This is a genomic window from Halorubrum rarum (assembly GCF_048380895.1).
In the GTDB taxonomy this organism is placed as follows: Archaea; Halobacteriota; Halobacteria; order Halobacteriales; family Haloferacaceae; genus Halorubrum.
Genome location: NZ_JBLWMN010000001.1, coordinates 216,856 through 231,930 on the forward strand (window position 1 = coordinate 216,856; position 15,075 = coordinate 231,930).

Consider the following 15,075-nt stretch of genomic DNA (forward strand, 5'->3'; position numbering starts at 1 on the left):
AAGTCCACGGACATCGACAACACCCTCAGGCAGTACAGCAGAGGAACAGGGACATTGAGCTGCTCGATATGTGGACACCGAATCCCGACAAGAACCTGTCCACGGCCGAACGCGGCGTCCACGACGTCGCTGAACGATACGCGTACGACAAGCAGAGCGAGAAGTTCGTCTTCCTCCAGGGCGCGTACCAGGAGTTCGCGGAGACAATCAACAAGCTTCTCCGAAACGCCAGCCGGGAGGAACTCTCCGAGGAACCGACGTCGAGAGAACCCACGGAGATCGACGACTACACCGGTATGACGCCCTCCGTACTCAAGATCCTCGACGAGACCTACGACGTCGACAGCTGGGCGGACGCCCTCACGACGGCGGTCGCACGGATCCTTCGCGACGTCGACGATCACGAGCGGATTACCGAGATCGAGGGCCGTACGCGAAGCTACTTCGTGGAGGAAGGCCAGCAGGCAGACCTCGTCAAACCTCGAAAGATACCGGACACCCGATTGTACCTCGAGACCAACTTCTCCGCGAACGATTGCGTTCGGAAGATCGAACAGGTGATGGAGAAGTACGGGTACGACACGGCCGAACTGGAGATCTTCACTGAAGAGGCCTGACCAGCTGGCTCTCTCGCGGGCATCTCAGTCGAGATTCAACGGATCAGAAGCAGCGATTTAGTCGTCGTCAACCACCTCCTCCACGATCTCGATCTCCTCTTCGGTCAGTCCGTACAGTTCGTAGACGATCTCGTCGATGAGCTGGTCCGTGTGCTCGATCTGCTCGTCCAACTCCTCCGCGCGCTCCTTCGTCCGGAGGTAGTTCTCCAAGTCGTCGGCGACGTCGTCGACGTCGGGCAGTTCGATCGCTTTTAAGCGGTCGATGAGCGAGTTCGTCTTCGTCGCCGTCTCGCGGAAGTTCGCGAAGCCGCCGGCCTCGTCGACGGCGACCGGGACGAAGTGCTCGATCAGGTCCGCCTCCCGCTCCGTGAGGTCCGTGATCCGGAACGCGGGCAGGTACTCCGTCTCCGTGTAGCCCCACTGGTCGGTCTCGTGCGCATCCTCGTCGTCGGGCTTGTAGCGAGCGGTAGCCTTTATCAGGACCGTGTTGGGAGACTCGCGGTTAATGTGAGCGGAACCGATGCGGAGACTAGGGAAATCACCAGTGTCTTTCTCCAATTTTTGACTGCTTTGTGATGCCGGCTGAAGAAGCCCTATATTGGTGATAGACTCTGAGATCACATCACTATTTATGTAGTCTAACAAGTCCGTATTGAGCCTCCGACGCTGATCCACATTATCTAGTAGATCTTCTGTATGCCCGATTAGGACATCACTCACTGATTCAGTACCCTTGTTGGTATCCTGCTGTAGTTGCTTTACGCAAACTGGCAACTTTTCTATGAATCGGCGAGCGTACGAATAGTAGCCCCCTTGGAACTGTGAACTCTCTTTCTGTAATGTCCATTCGAGCAAGTTACTATTTAAAACAGGAAGTAATGATTTATGTTCGAGATTCACATCTGGCGATAGAACTACCCCGTAACCGCCAGCATTCCCTCCTCCCACAAATACGTACTCTCCTTGCTCATCAAGGGCAAATGATGATTCGGCTGCTAATACTTGGGTCATTAATTTATCAGCTTCAAACTTATCGAGATTCTGCGGCCTCCCGTACTGCCACCAGCCCTCTCCATTCACTCCCGAACGATTAATGAGTCTCTGACGGTTTTGTGTCAAGTATTCCCATGTTTTTGGGTAGCTCTTCCTCATAACCTCTTCAGAAATTAGCGAATACTGGCCCTCTGATGGGTTCGTAATGTACGGGAATATTACTCTTTGATCACATCTAGACACAGTCCATTTTGACATATCTTTTCCTCTCAGAAGAGGATTCAATATGTCTTTTTCAAGCTCAACAATCTCTTCCTGATCTTTTGAAAACAATCTAACCGTGTCACCTTTGTCCTCACAAACTTCTAGTATGTAGATTGGGTCTGCACCTGTAATGATCCCTTGAAATATCTCGTCAGTGATCGACCCTAAGTCTGGGTGAGACTCTATCTTATCAAGAATTTCTCGTTCCCCCGGGAGTGCAAACACCCATGGATCGCTCCCCATATTCCCAATCTCCTCGTCATATGCATACATTCTCTCTGTACGGACTTGCCCCTCCCCGTCTCCTTGGTTAAGCTGTGTGATCGCTCCTTCCAGATCAGATACATTGAGATACCTAAAGTCAGATTTAGTTGATTTTTCTAAGAATAGCAAGACAGTGTATGTGCTGACACCATCGAAGATTTGTTGATCACCAAAATCGACCAGTTTGGATACCGCTGATCGTTCCGTAATATGTTCTCGGAGTTTTTCGCCGTACTCGCCCTGTATCCACTTCTTTGTCTCAATATAGCCGAATAAACCACCATCGGAGAGCAATTGGTATCCTTTTTCAGTAAATGGAACAGCTAGGTCGTAATTTTGATGAGTTGATTGATAGATGTCTCCGAGATAATCGACCAGTGATTCATTTTCGATATTCTGTATGCGAATGTACGGCGGATTCCCAACAACCGCATCGAACCCCGCCGCAGACATTGTCTCCCCCTCGGGGTCGAAGAACACCTCAGGGAACTCTAATTCCCAGTGGAAGAAATTGTGCTCCTCAGCAGTTGCCTGTGCTTTTCTGAACCATTCTCCCCCCCCCTTTTTATACCCTCCCAATCGTCCGCGTCCTCGATCGCGCCCGCCATCTCCTCGTAGGAGCCCTCGGGAACGTCGACGCCGAACTCCGCGGCGGTGTGAACGTTCGCCAACTCGAACAGGCGTTTATAAAGTGGGTCGTCGCGGATCTCGTCGTACAGCTCCTCCATCGACTTCACGTCCGCCAGCGTCTCGTTGTCGTACGCGAGCAGGTCCGCCATCAACTCCATTACGTGTTCGAGCGTGTCCTGCCGCACCCGAGCGAACGCCTGCGTCAGGGTGATCTGCCCGTCGTCGTCGCCCGGACCGTCCTCGCTCAACACCTCCGTGATGTCGCTCCCGACGAGCGAGTTGCCCGCTTTTAAGTGGTGGTCGAGGAAGGCGAGCGGTTGGTCGGCCGCGAGCGTTTCGAGCCACATCGACAGCTTCGCGAGTTCGACCGCCATCCCGTTCAGGTCGACGCCGTAGATCGCCTCCTTGGAGATCTCCCGCCGGATCTCCTGTTCGTCGTACGACTGGATCTCCTGTTCGCGAACGACCTCCATCACCTGCTCCGTGAGGTATCCGGTGGCCTTCGTCAGGAAGTGGCCCGACCCCATCGCGGGATCGAGCACCGTCAGATCCGTCACTCGGTCGTAGAAGCGCCGGAAGTACTCGCCGTCGCTCCGATCGAGCCCGTCCGCCTCCAAGTCCTCGTGGATCTCCGCGATCAGCGGATCCACCGTCTCCTCGACGATGTACGTGACGACGTAGTCCGGCGTGTAGTACGCCCCAGTCGCCTTGCGCTCGCCCTCGTCGTTGACGACGTACAGGCCGCCGCTCTCGACCGTCTCGACCGCGTCCGCGACCGACACCTCGTCCGCGGGCTTCCACACCTGCCCGCCGTCCGCCGCGACCGCAGCCATCCCCTCCTCGGGAGCGATTCGAAACTCGTGTTCGAGCAGCCCCTCGTAAATGGAGCCGAGGTGCCGCGTGTCGAGGTCCGCGTAGTCCGCCGGCACGTGCTCGCCGGCGTCGTTCTCCGTCGTCGACAGCCGGAAGATCACCTCCGCGATCACCGGATCTGAGACGTCGTTGTCGGCGAGGAACGCGTGGTCGTCGTGGTCGAACAGCCCCCCGTTGTACGGCGGGATGTCGAGTCCCTCCTCGCCCTCGTCGATCAGCTCGAACAGCCGTGAGAGCCGGTTCCAGATCGTGGTCGAGAACTCGCTGTACTCCCCGTGGAACGCGGCACCGGACTCGACATCGCCGCCCTCGACCGCATCGATGATCTCGCCGCGAACCTCCTCGAGGCTGAAGTTCTCGTGGTACTCAACGTTCGCCGTGGGATCGTCCGGATCGATCAGCCCGCGCGACTCGGCGTAGAGGACGAACATCAACCGGTAGAGCAACACGAGCGACTGCTCTTTCAGATCGGCTCGGGCGGCCTCGTCCTCCGGATCGATGTCGAGGTCGTTGTTCTCGACGAACCCCTTTCCGAGTATCCGGAGCGCGGTGAACACGTTGTCCTGGAGGTCCTCGCCGAGTTCCTGTGCGGCGGTCTCCGACTCGGACCACACGGTTTCGAGGAACGACGTGCCGGCGACCTCGACGAACGCTTCCGGCCGGAAGAAACAGTAGAAGTACTTGAACTGCTCTACGTCGCCCGATTCGAGGAGTTCCGGAAGGTCGACCTCGTAGTACGTCTGTGTCTCGTAATCTTTGGTGCCGTAGAGTCGCCACTTCTTGCCGTCGGTGAGGATGCCCCACATGAGATCGCTTGGCGTCCGTTCGAGGTAGTACTTCACCTGGTGGGAGGCGTCGCGATACGACCGTTCCTCGCTGAACCGCCGCTCGAAGTCGTGGCCCCACTGTTTGGCTTCGAGCAGTGCGGCGGCCCGCGAGAACATCCCTTCTTGGTCGTGCTGGAGCTTTCGCTCCGCCGCTCCGCGTCGTTCCGCTTCGGATTCGTAGAGAAGTCGATCGACGTATCCCCCGCCGTCGGGAAGCGTCCCTTCGGAGATCGTGTCGAAGCCGAGGACGCCGAGGACTTCGCTTATCCACTGATCGAGGAGCTCGTCCTCACCGTACGATTCGACGAGCCCGCTTTCGAGATCCCACAACTCTCGGAGGATCTCGAAGGCGGCCTCGGCGTCTTCGTCGGCGTCCCAATCGTCCAAGTCGTCGACGCGCTCGTCGAGGTAGTACCCCGAGAAGAGGTTGGAGTTCCGGTAGGGCTCGGACCCCAGCGTTGCCTGACTCATTGAGATATAGAAACACATTAGAGAATCACCAAATAGGTGCCGGAGATTGGGCAGCGTGACAGTTTGTCGAGCTAGGGAAAATCAGGACGGTGAGTGGGTGACTATGAATACCCAGAACCCAATTTCACCTCATCCAGATCAGACCGATGGACTGTAGAACTTCTCTGCGATAGATATACCTTTCCGCCGCTCCGAAGTTCGGTCGTAAACGATGGGTCGATTTGGTGGGATAAAGGATGACGCGGGGAGTGGACATCCAGGTCAGATAGACCTTAGTATGCCCCTCGCGTCCGTCGTTCGGCAGATTGAGGCCGCTACCTCGATATCCATCGATGACCCGGAGGCGTTCTTGGAAGCCGTCGTTGATGACATCTTGGCCCAACCGTTGGAATCCCGATTCATCGACTCGATCGAGGTTTTTGAGGAACACGTGACTGAGGAATTCGGTACTATCGAAGCGTTCGCGTCGATTCTCCCGGTTGACAACGAGAACGCGATACAGTTCGTAGAGAGTATGCTGGACATGGCGATGGACGACCTCGTCAAGGATGCGCTCCACGCGGACAATCCGACCGGGTACCTCATTCTGTTGTCCGCTTTCGAGTTTCTCAGCTCTTGTTTAATATTCAGCCGGCGCGAAGCTCTCGATGAGAGCGAACGGAAGATTCTAGCGTCATCGTTCATCGCGGTATACGCACGAATATACCGTGCTTGGCAGATCGAGAAAGAGAAATCCGAAGTTGATCTGCGGCCGCTGGCGCACGATCTCGTGTGGGCTCGGGATGCGTTACTCGGTGAACTACTTCCTCCCTCGGAGGCATACCCTGACCCGTCCAACACGTCGGCCTATCAGTCAGTCGAGGCTCAACGCCGATCGGGGGCTGTACTAGTATACGATAGAGACGAGATCTCCATTGATCGGGGTGCCGAATTGGCAGGGCTCACTCAAAACGAGTTCCAGAAGGTTTTGAAAGTATCCGACGTCGAGATCCAATACGGCCCGGAATCAGCTGAGGAGTTGCTATCTGAAGATAGGTTGATTGATGAGTGAAAGCGCGTTCGTACTGGATAATTCCGTCCTCTCCGCGTTTACCGGCTCCGGATGGTTCGAGAACATCGCGTTCTGGAGTGATACGCACGAACTCGTGACGTCGGCACGGGTCTGGGAGAACGAGTACGTACCGCATCACGACCGGGTGGAGGTACCGGATTGGCTATCGATCGAGGAAGCGAATCTAAATGAATTGGTAACCGAGCGCTCGGTTCGTCTCGGAGACGCTGATTACTCGCTCATCCGTCTAACTGAAGACCGGTCCGACTGTACCCTCGTTACGAACGATAAACGAGTCCTAACAAAAGCGGAGGAAAACGACCTCGACAACATGTGGGGATCAAAGTTTCTGAAAGAAACGTTCGAGCAGTGCGGGATATCGAGAGAACGTTATCAAGATGGTCTTTCAAGCTACTTCGAAGACGTTCCGATCAATTCTGAGGTCAGACGGGTTCTACGTGATGCTGAGAAGTTGTGAACGACGACAGAAGGGGAATTGCTGATGCAAGAGACACATGGATTTGCGGACGTGGTCACACCTCCTCCGGATCGAAGTTCATCACGAGCCGCTCTGTCGCCTCCTTCGACGACCCGCGCTTCCCATTTTGGATGAACCGCTTATCGTCTCGATCGGGCATGTACATGTCCTCGAAGTCCGCCGACAGGTCCTCGTACGAGCAGATCCAGTCGTCCTCGTAGAAGACGTCGAGGATATCTCAACGAGTGCTAGAAAACTCGACGACGCTACCCGTCTGGATATCTTCATCAAACATTTCGGGTTCAGCGAGTCCCAGCTCTTCGATCATTTCGGTCGTATACTTGACCAGATCGGATACGTCCTCTGCGGTTTCACCGACGGTGAAGAGTATATTTTCCCAACAAAGGATTGCGGTCGCGTCGTATCCATTGGGGCAGTAGACGAGCCCGCTAAACAGCTCAGGCGAATATCGTACGTTTTCCAGACCAAGTCCGATGGCGGCCGCATTGAGATTTAGGTGTCCGCTGATCGGCTGAATACTCACGTGGTCGTCGGGAGAGAGTTCAGCCAGAGCATCAGGAAGCTCCAACACGTTCCAGACTTCCGGATGGTTGACGATGTCGTCTCCACTTTCAGCATCGATATCATCATCCGCCCACCAATCCATAAGCAAGTACTCGTCCACCGACGCATCAACTGGAAGTCCCACTAGAAAGTCGAACGCTGGCTGTGGATGACTCATAGCAATTGATATTCTATAGCCGACAAAATGATTGTGGCTCAACTAGCCGACTCGGTGAAATCATCCACGTCCCGAATCAGCTCTCCTCACCCAACTCGAAGGCAAGTGGGAATGCTACGGATATTCGACATCAATCGCGGGCGGGAGTACCTTGTGGGCGAATTGAACGCTGAGGACCTAGAAGACAGCGGGAAGTGGCGCAAAAGTGTCCCGAATCCTTTTGATGAGGTGCGGTCTAATCACATTCATGAGCACAGATACGGGTGGCAACGGTGAGAGACCGGCACCCGTGACTCACATCACGCTGGAACTCTCGGAGGACGGTGAGATGTGGATCGTCACCGACGAGGAGACGGGCGTGACGACGCAGGGTGAGACGCGCGAACACGCTTTGGAGATGATCGACGAGGCGGTCGCGCTGCACAAGGGTGAGGCGGGCCGACCCGTCACTGACGACGATCTCCGCGAGTTGGGGATCGACCCCGAGTCGGCCCCCGACGAGCCCGGAGTCCCGGATACGCCGTGGTTCGACACGGACGAGGAATGACGCGGCGACAGTTCACTGGCGAAGAAGTCGCATCTGTTCTCATCGACAACGGGTACTATCCCGTCGATCGAACGGGAAGTCACCTCAAACTCAGATACAAACATCCCCAGACAGGGGAAGTGCGGAATGTCAGCGTTCCGATTCACGGAGAGATCCGTACCGGCACGCTTCGGAACATCGCCGACCAGTGCGGAGCGCTCGATTTCGACTCGTTCTGCGAGTGGATCGACCGGAATAGCTGAACCGGGCGCGTTACTGCGACTACGATTTCTTGTACAAGTCGTCAACGAACCCCCCGAAACCGCCCCGATCACGCCGGGGATCGCGTCAGTTCTCCCCGTACCGACTGCCCGATCGTTTCACATGGCCATCCGTGCGTGAAAACCGACGGTTTCCGAAGGGGGCCGCCCGTTCTCCTGTTCGGACAACGCGAGACGATCGTCTCAGAAGGTAGCGTATCGAACGAAATTGGGTGGCTGGGGAGTCCCAGCCCACCAATCCCGCACGGCCAAAGACCGTGCGTACAGTAGGTGGGCCAACACGGATTTGAACCGTGGACCTCCCGGTTATCAGCCGAGCGCTCAACCTGACTGAGCTATTGGCCCAGGTGAGCGCATTCAGTCGTTGCGTGGGTAAGAGTTTAAGAGTTTCCTTTCGATAGCGTCCCCGCCGTCCGTCGGTTTCGGGGTGGATTCACGCGACTCGGGCTCACTCCGGTCGGTCCTCCTCTTCGACCGTGAAGTCGACGTCGACGACGTCGTCGGAACGGCTGCCGCCGGCGGAGCGAGTGCGACCGGCGTCCCCGGCGTCGGTCGCTCCGTCGCCATCGGGATCGAACGGGCCGCCGGGGCCGCCGGGGCCGCCGGGACCGGTGCCAGGACCGAAGCCCTCGAAGTCGCCGTCGCCGCCGCTCGGGAAGCCGCCGATGTACACGTTTCCGGTTGCGAACCCGTCCGTCTCGCGATCGATGTATGGGATCACGACGTACTTTTTCAGCGCCATCCGGATCGGAACGCGGGAGAGCGGCAGCGCGAACAGGAAGCCGATCGCGTCGGTGACCAGTCCGGGCGTGAGCAGCAGTGCCCCGGCCGCGATCAGCAGTCCGCCGTCGAGCAGCTCGTCCGTTGGTGGCTCGCCGCGTGCGAGCTTTCGCTGGACGCGCGCGAGGGTGGCACGGCCCTCCGCACGCAACAGGAGCATGCCGAGGATCGCGGTCAACACGACGAGCGCGACCGTGAGTGCGGCCCCGAGTCGCGTCGCGACGTAGATCAGAAACAGCGCGTCGACGAAGGGCACGACGAGGAGCAACACGAGAAGCGTTCGCGAGCGCATGGGGCACGCTTGCGGCCGGGAACCCATAGCCCTTTTCGTCGGCGTCGTCACACCGTGACCGGGCGTGACGTCACTGATCGGGTGCGGTCGGGACCGTCACCGCTTTGAACGCCCGCGGTGACCCCGGCGTATGGATCTCGTCGGCGCGCTCGGGCGTGACCCGCCCGAACGCGAGTCGCTTCCGCGGTGGGTCGCCCCGCTTCCGAAGCGACTCGAGGACGTCGCGTACCGGTTCGTCTGGCTCATCGTCGCCATCAACCTCGCGGGGACGGCGTTCGGGTTCTGGTACTACCGGTTCCAGTTTCAGCGCGTTCCACAGGAGATGTGGGTGTTCGTTCCGGACAGCCCGGGCGCGACCCTCCTGATCGCGCTCGCGCTCGCGTCGTGGGGGCTCGGGCGCTCGAACGACTACCTCGCCGCGCTCGCGTTCGTCGGGAACGTCAAACTGGGGCTGTGGACGCCGTACGTGCTCGTCGCGTTCGCGCCGGGATTCCTCGCACAGTCGTCGACGCCGATGTACGCGTTCCTGCTCGTGAGCCATCTCGGGATGGCACTGCAGGCGTTCGTGCTCCATCGGATGACCGACTTCCCCCTCAAGGCGGTCGCCGTCGCCGTCGCGTGGTACACCGTCGACCTGCTGATGGACTACTTCGTTCCCGTCCTCGGCGACGTGACGCACACGCCGTTGCCGTACGCCGGCTCCGAGCCCTGGTTCACGACGACCGTCCTGCAGGTCGCAGCCGCAGGCGCGGTCGTGTTGACCGTGATCCCGACGTTCTGGATGCTCGCGACCCGCACCGAGAAGCTTCGGCTTCGCCTCGCTGACGCCGAGTGATCGATGGCCGGTACCGTGACACGCTTTATACGCCAGTGAGTCGTGTGCTGATCGTATGAGCGCGTATGAGCGGGTCGCGGACCTCGGTGTGACGATCGAGTCGGTCGGTCGTCGTCGGTACACGGAGGCGACGACGAGCGGGTTCGAGCGAACGACGACGGAGTTCCGGCTGTCGGGCGACGGCCTGACCGGTCGCGGCGAGGACGTCACGTACGACGACGCCGACCACGACGCGCTTGCCGGAACCGATCCGGTGGATCTGGAAGGAGAGTGGACGATAGCCGAACTGTCCGCGCGGCTCGACGACCTCGACCTGTTCGCCGCGAAGCCGCCGGAACGCGAGACGTCCCGCAACTACCGCCGGTGGGCCCTCGAGAGCGCCGCGCTCGACCTGGCGCTCCGACAGGCGGACACGTCGCTCGGCAACCGACTCGGGGTCGAACCGAATCCGGTCCGGTTCGTCGTCTCGACGCGACTCGGCGACCCGCCGACGACCGACCGCGTGGACGAACTCCTCGCGGCCGACGGCGATTTGGAGTTCAAACTCGACCCGACGCCCGACTGGCCGGCGGAGGCGTTCGTCGAGCTCCGCGAGACGGGCGCGATTCGCGTGCTCGATTTAAAAGGGTGGTACGAGGGTACCGACGTGGACGTCGAGGCCGACCCGGAGCTGTACCGTGACGTGCTCGCGGCGTTTCCGTCGGCCGTCGTCGAGGACGCGGCGTTTACGCCCGCGACGACGCCGCTCCTGGAACCGCAGGCGGACCGGCTCGCGTTCGATTACCCGATCGACGGCGTCGAGAGCCTCGAATCGCTGCCGGTCGAGCCCGGTTGGTGTAACGTGAAACCCTCGCGGTTCGGGACGCTCGAATCGCTGTTCGAGACGATAGACTACTGCGATCGTGAGGGGATCGCGATGTACGGCGGCGGGCAGTTCGAGCTGGCGAGCGGTCGCGAACACGTCCAGACGGTCGCCGCGCTGTTCTATCCGGACGGCCCGAACGACGTCGCGCCGAGAGCGTTCAACGACCCCGACGCGTCGCCGCCCTATCCGTCGAGCCCGTTGCGCCCGTCCGCCGACGCCGCCGGGTTCGACTTTTGACGGTGGTGCGCCGTCGCCTCGGTCTCAGGAGACGAACTTCAGTAGGTCGTCGCGGTTGTGCTCGTGGAAGCGCTCGCGGAGGCACTCCGCTAACGCGTCGATATCGCCGCGTTTCGCACAGACCGGTGCGATCGTGTCCGACCACTGCTGCCACGGCGGGTAGAGGCCGAGCCGGTCGCAGACGTCGTCGAGGCGCTCGTCGAGATCGTCGATCTTGTCCGTCTTGTTCACCGCCACGATGGGATCGGTACCGACCTCCTCGAGGAAGTGGAACATCTCGACGTCGTGGGGGACGTTCCCCCGCTCGCGGTGCCGGTCGATGATGTCGATGACGCTTTTCCCGTCGACGACGACGACGCCCGCGAGGATCGAGTCCGCGTTGTCCTCGACGTAGCGCACGACGTCCGTCTTTATCTGCTCCCGACGGTCCGCCTCCACACCTGACATGAATCCGAATCCGGGGAGGTCCGTGAACATGAACGACTCGCTGGCCCAGTCGTAGTGGTTCGGCTGCCGGGTGACGCCGGGTTTGCCGCCGGTCGAGAAGTCATGGCCCGTCAGCTCCCGCATGATCGTGGACTTTCCGACGTTCGATCGTCCCACGAGGACGACCTCGGCGTCGCGGTCCGGCCGGTCTTCGAACATGCTCGAACGCAGGCGAGTCAGCCTTTTAAACGGCGCGGCCGGCGTGGCTCGGGCCGGAGTCAGCCTTTAAACTGCACGGCCGGCGCGGCTCGGGCCGGAGTCAGCCATTTAAGCGGTGCGGCCGGCCCGGCTCGGGTCGAGGTCGGCGGAGTCCGGACGGGGCGGACGCTCGGATCGTCCCGATCGCCTCGCGCTCCGTCCAGTCGCGGGAGTTTATACGTAACCCGTGACAACCCGAACGTATGACTCTCGGACACGTGACGGAGGAGCGTCGATGACGACACAGCGACTCAACCCTCGCGTTCGGATCGTCTGGGTCCTCCGTGCCGCGATCCTTGCCGCGTTCCTCTCGACTCCGTTTGTGGCGGGGTTCTACTTCGGCTACCTGCCGGAGTGGGCCCCGTTCGTCGCCGGCGGCGGCCTCGTCGTCGTCGGTGTGGGTCACGCGCTCCTCCGGTACCGACGCTGGAGCTACGAGATCCGCGAGGACGCACTGTACCTCGACCGTGGCGTTGTCACGCAGGTCCGGACCGCGGTACCGCTGGTCCGGATCCAGCACGTCGACTCCCGGCGCGGCCCGATCGAGCGCGGCGTCGGACTCGCCTCGTGTGTCGTGTACACCGCCGGCTCTCGCGGCGCTGACGTCCGGATACCGGGGTTGACCCCCCAGCGTGCCGACGACCTCCGCGAGGAGCTGAAACGACTCGCGATCCGTGCCGACGGGGAGGACGCGGTGTGAAGCTTGCCAAACAGTCGATCCCGTATCGCGCGCTCCAGAAGGTGTCGGGAGTCGTCGTGCTCCTCTTTTTCCTCGCGACGGCCAACGACTGGGGGTTCGCGCTCGCCGTCGGCGGATCGCTCGCGGTGATCGGTGCCGCGACCGCCTACGAAGTCGCCTACTATCGCCGATTCGACTACGAGCTCACCGCCGACACCCTCGACATCTCCTCGGGCGTGATCTCCAGACGAGAACGGGAGATCCCGTACCGACGGATCCAGAACGTCGACGTGAGTCGAAACGTGCTCCAGCGTGCGCTCGGCATCGCCGCGGTCGACCTCGAAACCGCCGGCGGCTCCAGCACCGAGGGATCGATCCGGTACGTCGTCCCGTCGGAGGCGACTCGACTCCAGCGGGAGGTCCAGCGACGGAAGTCGAGAGCGTCGACGACCGGCGACACCGACGCGCACGGCGACTCCGTCGGACCCGTCGAGGAGGACCTGTTCGCCATCTCGCCCGGCGAGCTGGCGCTGGTCGGCGCGCTCTCGTTCGACGGCCGTCTCATCGGACTGTTGGCGTTCCTCGGATCGGGTTCGTTCCCGGTGTTGCGGAGCTTTCTTCCCGGCACGTCGGCGGCCGTGCTCACCGCGACGGCGATCGTCGCTATCGGGGCGCTGTTCATCGTGTCCTGGATCATCGGTGCGGTCGTCGCCTTCTCGAACTACTACGGCTTCCGGCTCTCTCGTGCGGGCGACGAACTCCGCTACGAACGGGGGTTGTTCCGGCGCTACAGCGGGTCGATCCCGACCGAGAAGGTCCAGACGCTGACGATCTCCGATAACCCGGCCAAGCGCGCGCTCGGGTACGCGACCATGTCCATCGAGACCGCCGGCTACGCGCCCGGACAGGGCGGTGAGCTCGGGACCCAAGCGGCCGTTCCGATCGCCTCGCGAGAACGGGTGTACGAGCTCGCACGCGACGTCGAGACGTTCGGCGACCCGGAGTTCTCCCGCCCGCCGAAGCGGATTCGGTGGCGGTACGCGTTCCGGTACGCGATGGTCGTCGCGGCGCTCGCCGCGGTCGCGTTCGCTGTCGACTGGTGGATCGCGGTCGACGTACCGTGGTACCTCGTCGCCGGGCTGCTCGGTGCGGTCCCGCCCGCGGCGCACCTGAAGTGGAAACACCGCGGCTACTGGCTCGGCGAGGACCACCTCCTCACCCGGAACGGCTTCTGGAGCCGACAGGTCCGGGTCGTACCGTACTACCGGATCCAGAACGTCATCGACTCGCGAACCGTCTTCCAGCGGCGCTGGCACGTCGCGACGGTCGTCGCCGACACGGCGGGCACGAACTCGCTCGTCGGCAGCGACGCCGCAGCCATCGACTTCGACACCGCGGAGGCGGAACGCCTCCGGGAGGAACTCACCGAGCGACTGCAGGCATCGCTCCGGGAACGTCGGACACATTACTCCGGGTTCGAGTGGTTGGAGGACACCGACGAAGCCACGGAGACGGACGACGCTGGCGACGAAGCCACGGGGCCGGACGACGCTGACGACGCCGACTCCGACCCGTCCGAGAGCGATGATTCCGACCCCGAATCCGGCACTGACGACGAGCACCGTGGCGTCGTCGAACCGGATATCGATCCGGACGACGACGGCGTCGTGCGGCCGGACTTCTCGCCGAGTGAACGCGACTACTCGGAGCCCGCAGAGACGATAGACGACGGCGACTACGCGGTCGACAGGTATCCCTCCGACTCCGACGTCAGACACCGAACGGAGTCGACCGAGGAACCCGACGGACGCAATACCGACGGCGGCGATGGTGACGAACCCGATATCGACGGCGGCGATGGTGACGCAACTGCGGAGGGGGAAACCGACGACGACGATGGCGGCCGATAGAAGACATATATCCCTCCGCGGTACCCATCCGATATGGACCGTCGCACGATCCTCGCCGCGGTCGGCTCGACGTCCTCGGTCACCCTTCTCGGCTGTCTCGACGGGGAGCGCGATCCCGACGGAGAGAACGACTCCGACGGGATAGACGAACCGTTCGACCTCTTCGTGTACAACTACCGGGACGGTCCCGTGCGCATCGCCGTCGACGCGGTCGCGGACGGTGAAACGATCGTCTCGGAGACGGTCGAGTTGGCGGCTCCCGAAACCGTCTCGACGAGCGAAACGATCGGAGTCGTTCCGGCCGGAACGCGGGAACTCGCCGTCGACGCACGCGTCGTCAACGAGGGAGTCGCCGCGAGCGAGACGTTCGATCTCCCGCTGGCGGATCCGATCTCCGGCGTGGAGATCCGTGCCGAGACGGACGGCCGACTCCGGATCGCGGTGATGGGGTACGAACAGCCCGCGGAGCCGTGAGCGACGGAATCAAAATCGTCCGTTTGGCTCCGTTGAACCCCTCCGTAACTGATATTTTGCACCACCAACCACCCAATACAGCGGTGATCGATAGCGGGAGTGAGTGTTGCAGGTCGTCGATCGCGATACGATATTTAAACGACCGTGAGCGGTGTCGACGACTAGTTATAAATCAGTGATGCGGTCGGCGCGCGCCTCCGAGCGTCCGGCGGGCGCGAGGAGCGCGTGCGAGGGAGTCAGGGGCGGTCGCCGAGCGGTTCCGGCGACCGTCCCTGACTCCCTCGCACGCGCTCCTCGCGCCC

General features: G+C 61.0%; 12 protein-coding genes, 1 tRNA gene and 2 pseudogenes. 10 read left to right on the forward strand and 5 right to left on the reverse strand.

Features of this window, described 5'->3' with window-relative positions; genetic code table 11:
- The first annotated feature begins 68 nt into the window (after positions 1–68).
- Complete coding sequence (locus ACNSN7_RS01060) at positions 69–617, forward strand: hypothetical protein (protein WP_418280004.1); 549 nt, start codon at positions 69–71, stop codon at positions 615–617.
- Positions 618–674: 57 nt separating this feature from the next.
- Here ACNSN7_RS01060 and ACNSN7_RS01065 read toward each other — a convergent pair.
- Positions 675–4,939 (reverse strand): annotated as a pseudogene (locus ACNSN7_RS01065) (Eco57I restriction-modification methylase domain-containing protein).
- Positions 4,940–5,216: 277 nt separating this feature from the next.
- On the opposite strand from ACNSN7_RS01065, the gene ACNSN7_RS01070 reads away from it, so the two are divergent.
- Together ACNSN7_RS01070 and ACNSN7_RS01075 are read left to right on the forward strand one after the other, a co-directional pair.
- The gene (locus ACNSN7_RS01070; RefSeq protein ID WP_418280005.1) at positions 5,217–5,990 is read left to right on the forward strand and encodes a UPF0175 family protein; all 774 of its coding nucleotides are present in this window, start codon (positions 5,217–5,219) and stop codon (positions 5,988–5,990) included.
- On the forward strand, positions 5,983–6,468 hold the full coding sequence (locus ACNSN7_RS01075; RefSeq protein WP_418280006.1) for a hypothetical protein: 486 nt from the start codon (positions 5,983–5,985) through the stop codon (positions 6,466–6,468). Before ACNSN7_RS01070 ends, ACNSN7_RS01075 begins: the two co-directional genes overlap by 8 nt.
- 432 nt (positions 6,469–6,900) lie before the next feature.
- On the opposite strand, the pseudogene ACNSN7_RS01080 reads toward ACNSN7_RS01075, so the two are convergent.
- A pseudogene (locus ACNSN7_RS01080) lies at positions 6,901–6,988 on the reverse strand (TATA-box-binding protein); the annotation flags it as partial.
- Positions 6,989–7,457: 469 nt separating this feature from the next.
- Between ACNSN7_RS01080 and ACNSN7_RS01085 the strand changes: the two are divergent.
- Positions 7,458–7,757, forward strand: coding sequence for a type II toxin-antitoxin system HicB family antitoxin (locus tag ACNSN7_RS01085; protein ID WP_418280007.1), 300 nt, complete (start codon positions 7,458–7,460; stop codon positions 7,755–7,757).
- The gene (locus ACNSN7_RS01090; protein ID WP_418280008.1) at positions 7,754–7,999 is read left to right on the forward strand and encodes a type II toxin-antitoxin system HicA family toxin; all 246 of its coding nucleotides are present in this window, start codon (positions 7,754–7,756) and stop codon (positions 7,997–7,999) included. Before ACNSN7_RS01085 ends, ACNSN7_RS01090 begins: the two co-directional genes overlap by 4 nt.
- A gap of 289 nt (positions 8,000–8,288) precedes the next feature.
- On the opposite strand, the gene ACNSN7_RS01095 is transcribed toward ACNSN7_RS01090, so the two are convergent.
- Both ACNSN7_RS01095 and ACNSN7_RS01100 read right to left on the reverse strand, forming a co-directional pair.
- Positions 8,289–8,362, reverse strand: a tRNA-Ile gene (locus ACNSN7_RS01095).
- Between the two features lie 103 nt (positions 8,363–8,465).
- Positions 8,466–9,089, reverse strand: a complete 624-nt coding sequence (locus ACNSN7_RS01100; protein ID WP_418280010.1) for an FxsA family protein — start codon at positions 9,087–9,089, stop codon at positions 8,466–8,468.
- 130 nt (positions 9,090–9,219) lie between these two features.
- On the opposite strand from ACNSN7_RS01100, the gene ACNSN7_RS01105 reads away from it, so the two are divergent.
- Both ACNSN7_RS01105 and ACNSN7_RS01110 read left to right on the forward strand, forming a co-directional pair.
- Positions 9,220–9,924: a DUF1405 domain-containing protein gene (locus ACNSN7_RS01105; RefSeq protein ID WP_418280011.1), complete on the forward strand. Its 705-nt coding sequence runs from the start codon at positions 9,220–9,222 to the stop codon at positions 9,922–9,924.
- A 55-nt stretch (positions 9,925–9,979) separates the two neighbouring features.
- Positions 9,980–11,026: a hypothetical protein gene (locus ACNSN7_RS01110; RefSeq protein ID WP_418280013.1), complete on the forward strand. Its 1,047-nt coding sequence runs from the start codon at positions 9,980–9,982 to the stop codon at positions 11,024–11,026.
- Positions 11,027–11,050: 24 nt separating this feature from the next.
- Here ACNSN7_RS01110 and engB read toward each other — a convergent pair whose 3' ends face one another.
- Complete coding sequence (engB, locus tag ACNSN7_RS01115; protein ID WP_418280015.1) at positions 11,051–11,671, reverse strand: GTP-binding protein EngB; 621 nt, start codon at positions 11,669–11,671, stop codon at positions 11,051–11,053.
- A gap of 274 nt (positions 11,672–11,945) precedes the next feature.
- Between engB and ACNSN7_RS01120 the strand changes: the two genes are divergently transcribed.
- From ACNSN7_RS01120 to ACNSN7_RS01130, 3 genes are read left to right on the forward strand one after another with little or no spacing between them, the layout of a single operon-like run.
- Positions 11,946–12,410, forward strand: a complete 465-nt coding sequence (locus ACNSN7_RS01120; RefSeq protein WP_418280016.1) for a PH domain-containing protein — start codon at positions 11,946–11,948, stop codon at positions 12,408–12,410.
- Complete coding sequence (locus ACNSN7_RS01125; RefSeq protein WP_418280018.1) at positions 12,407–14,299, forward strand: PH domain-containing protein; 1,893 nt, start codon at positions 12,407–12,409, stop codon at positions 14,297–14,299. The genes ACNSN7_RS01120 and ACNSN7_RS01125 overlap by 4 nt, the downstream gene beginning before the upstream one ends.
- A gap of 33 nt (positions 14,300–14,332) precedes the next feature.
- Positions 14,333–14,773: a hypothetical protein gene (locus ACNSN7_RS01130; RefSeq protein WP_418280019.1), complete on the forward strand. Its 441-nt coding sequence runs from the start codon at positions 14,333–14,335 to the stop codon at positions 14,771–14,773.
- Positions 14,774–15,075: the final 302 nt, after the last annotated feature.

What these genes read in the sequence shown, in the direction of transcription:
- ACNSN7_RS01060 (WP_418280004.1), top strand. Translation starts at nt 69, where the DNA reads ATGTGGACACCGAATCCCGACAAGAACCTGTCCACGGCCGAACGCGGC.
- ACNSN7_RS01070 (WP_418280005.1), top strand. Translation starts at nt 5,217, where the DNA reads ATGCCCCTCGCGTCCGTCGTTCGGCAGATTGAGGCCGCTACCTCGATA.
- ACNSN7_RS01075 (WP_418280006.1), top strand. Translation starts at nt 5,983, where the DNA reads ATGAGTGAAAGCGCGTTCGTACTGGATAATTCCGTCCTCTCCGCGTTT.
- ACNSN7_RS01085 (WP_418280007.1), top strand. Translation starts at nt 7,458, where the DNA reads ATGAGCACAGATACGGGTGGCAACGGTGAGAGACCGGCACCCGTGACT.
- ACNSN7_RS01090 (WP_418280008.1), top strand. Translation starts at nt 7,754, where the DNA reads ATGACGCGGCGACAGTTCACTGGCGAAGAAGTCGCATCTGTTCTCATC.
- ACNSN7_RS01100 (WP_418280010.1), bottom strand. Translation starts at nt 9,089, where the DNA reads ATGCGCTCGCGAACGCTTCTCGTGTTGCTCCTCGTCGTGCCCTTCGTC.
- ACNSN7_RS01105 (WP_418280011.1), top strand. Translation starts at nt 9,220, where the DNA reads ATGGATCTCGTCGGCGCGCTCGGGCGTGACCCGCCCGAACGCGAGTCG.
- ACNSN7_RS01110 (WP_418280013.1), top strand. Translation starts at nt 9,980, where the DNA reads ATGAGCGCGTATGAGCGGGTCGCGGACCTCGGTGTGACGATCGAGTCG.
- engB (WP_418280015.1), bottom strand. Translation starts at nt 11,671, where the DNA reads ATGTTCGAAGACCGGCCGGACCGCGACGCCGAGGTCGTCCTCGTGGGA.
- ACNSN7_RS01120 (WP_418280016.1), top strand. Translation starts at nt 11,946, where the DNA reads ATGACGACACAGCGACTCAACCCTCGCGTTCGGATCGTCTGGGTCCTC.
- ACNSN7_RS01130 (WP_418280019.1), top strand. Translation starts at nt 14,333, where the DNA reads ATGGACCGTCGCACGATCCTCGCCGCGGTCGGCTCGACGTCCTCGGTC.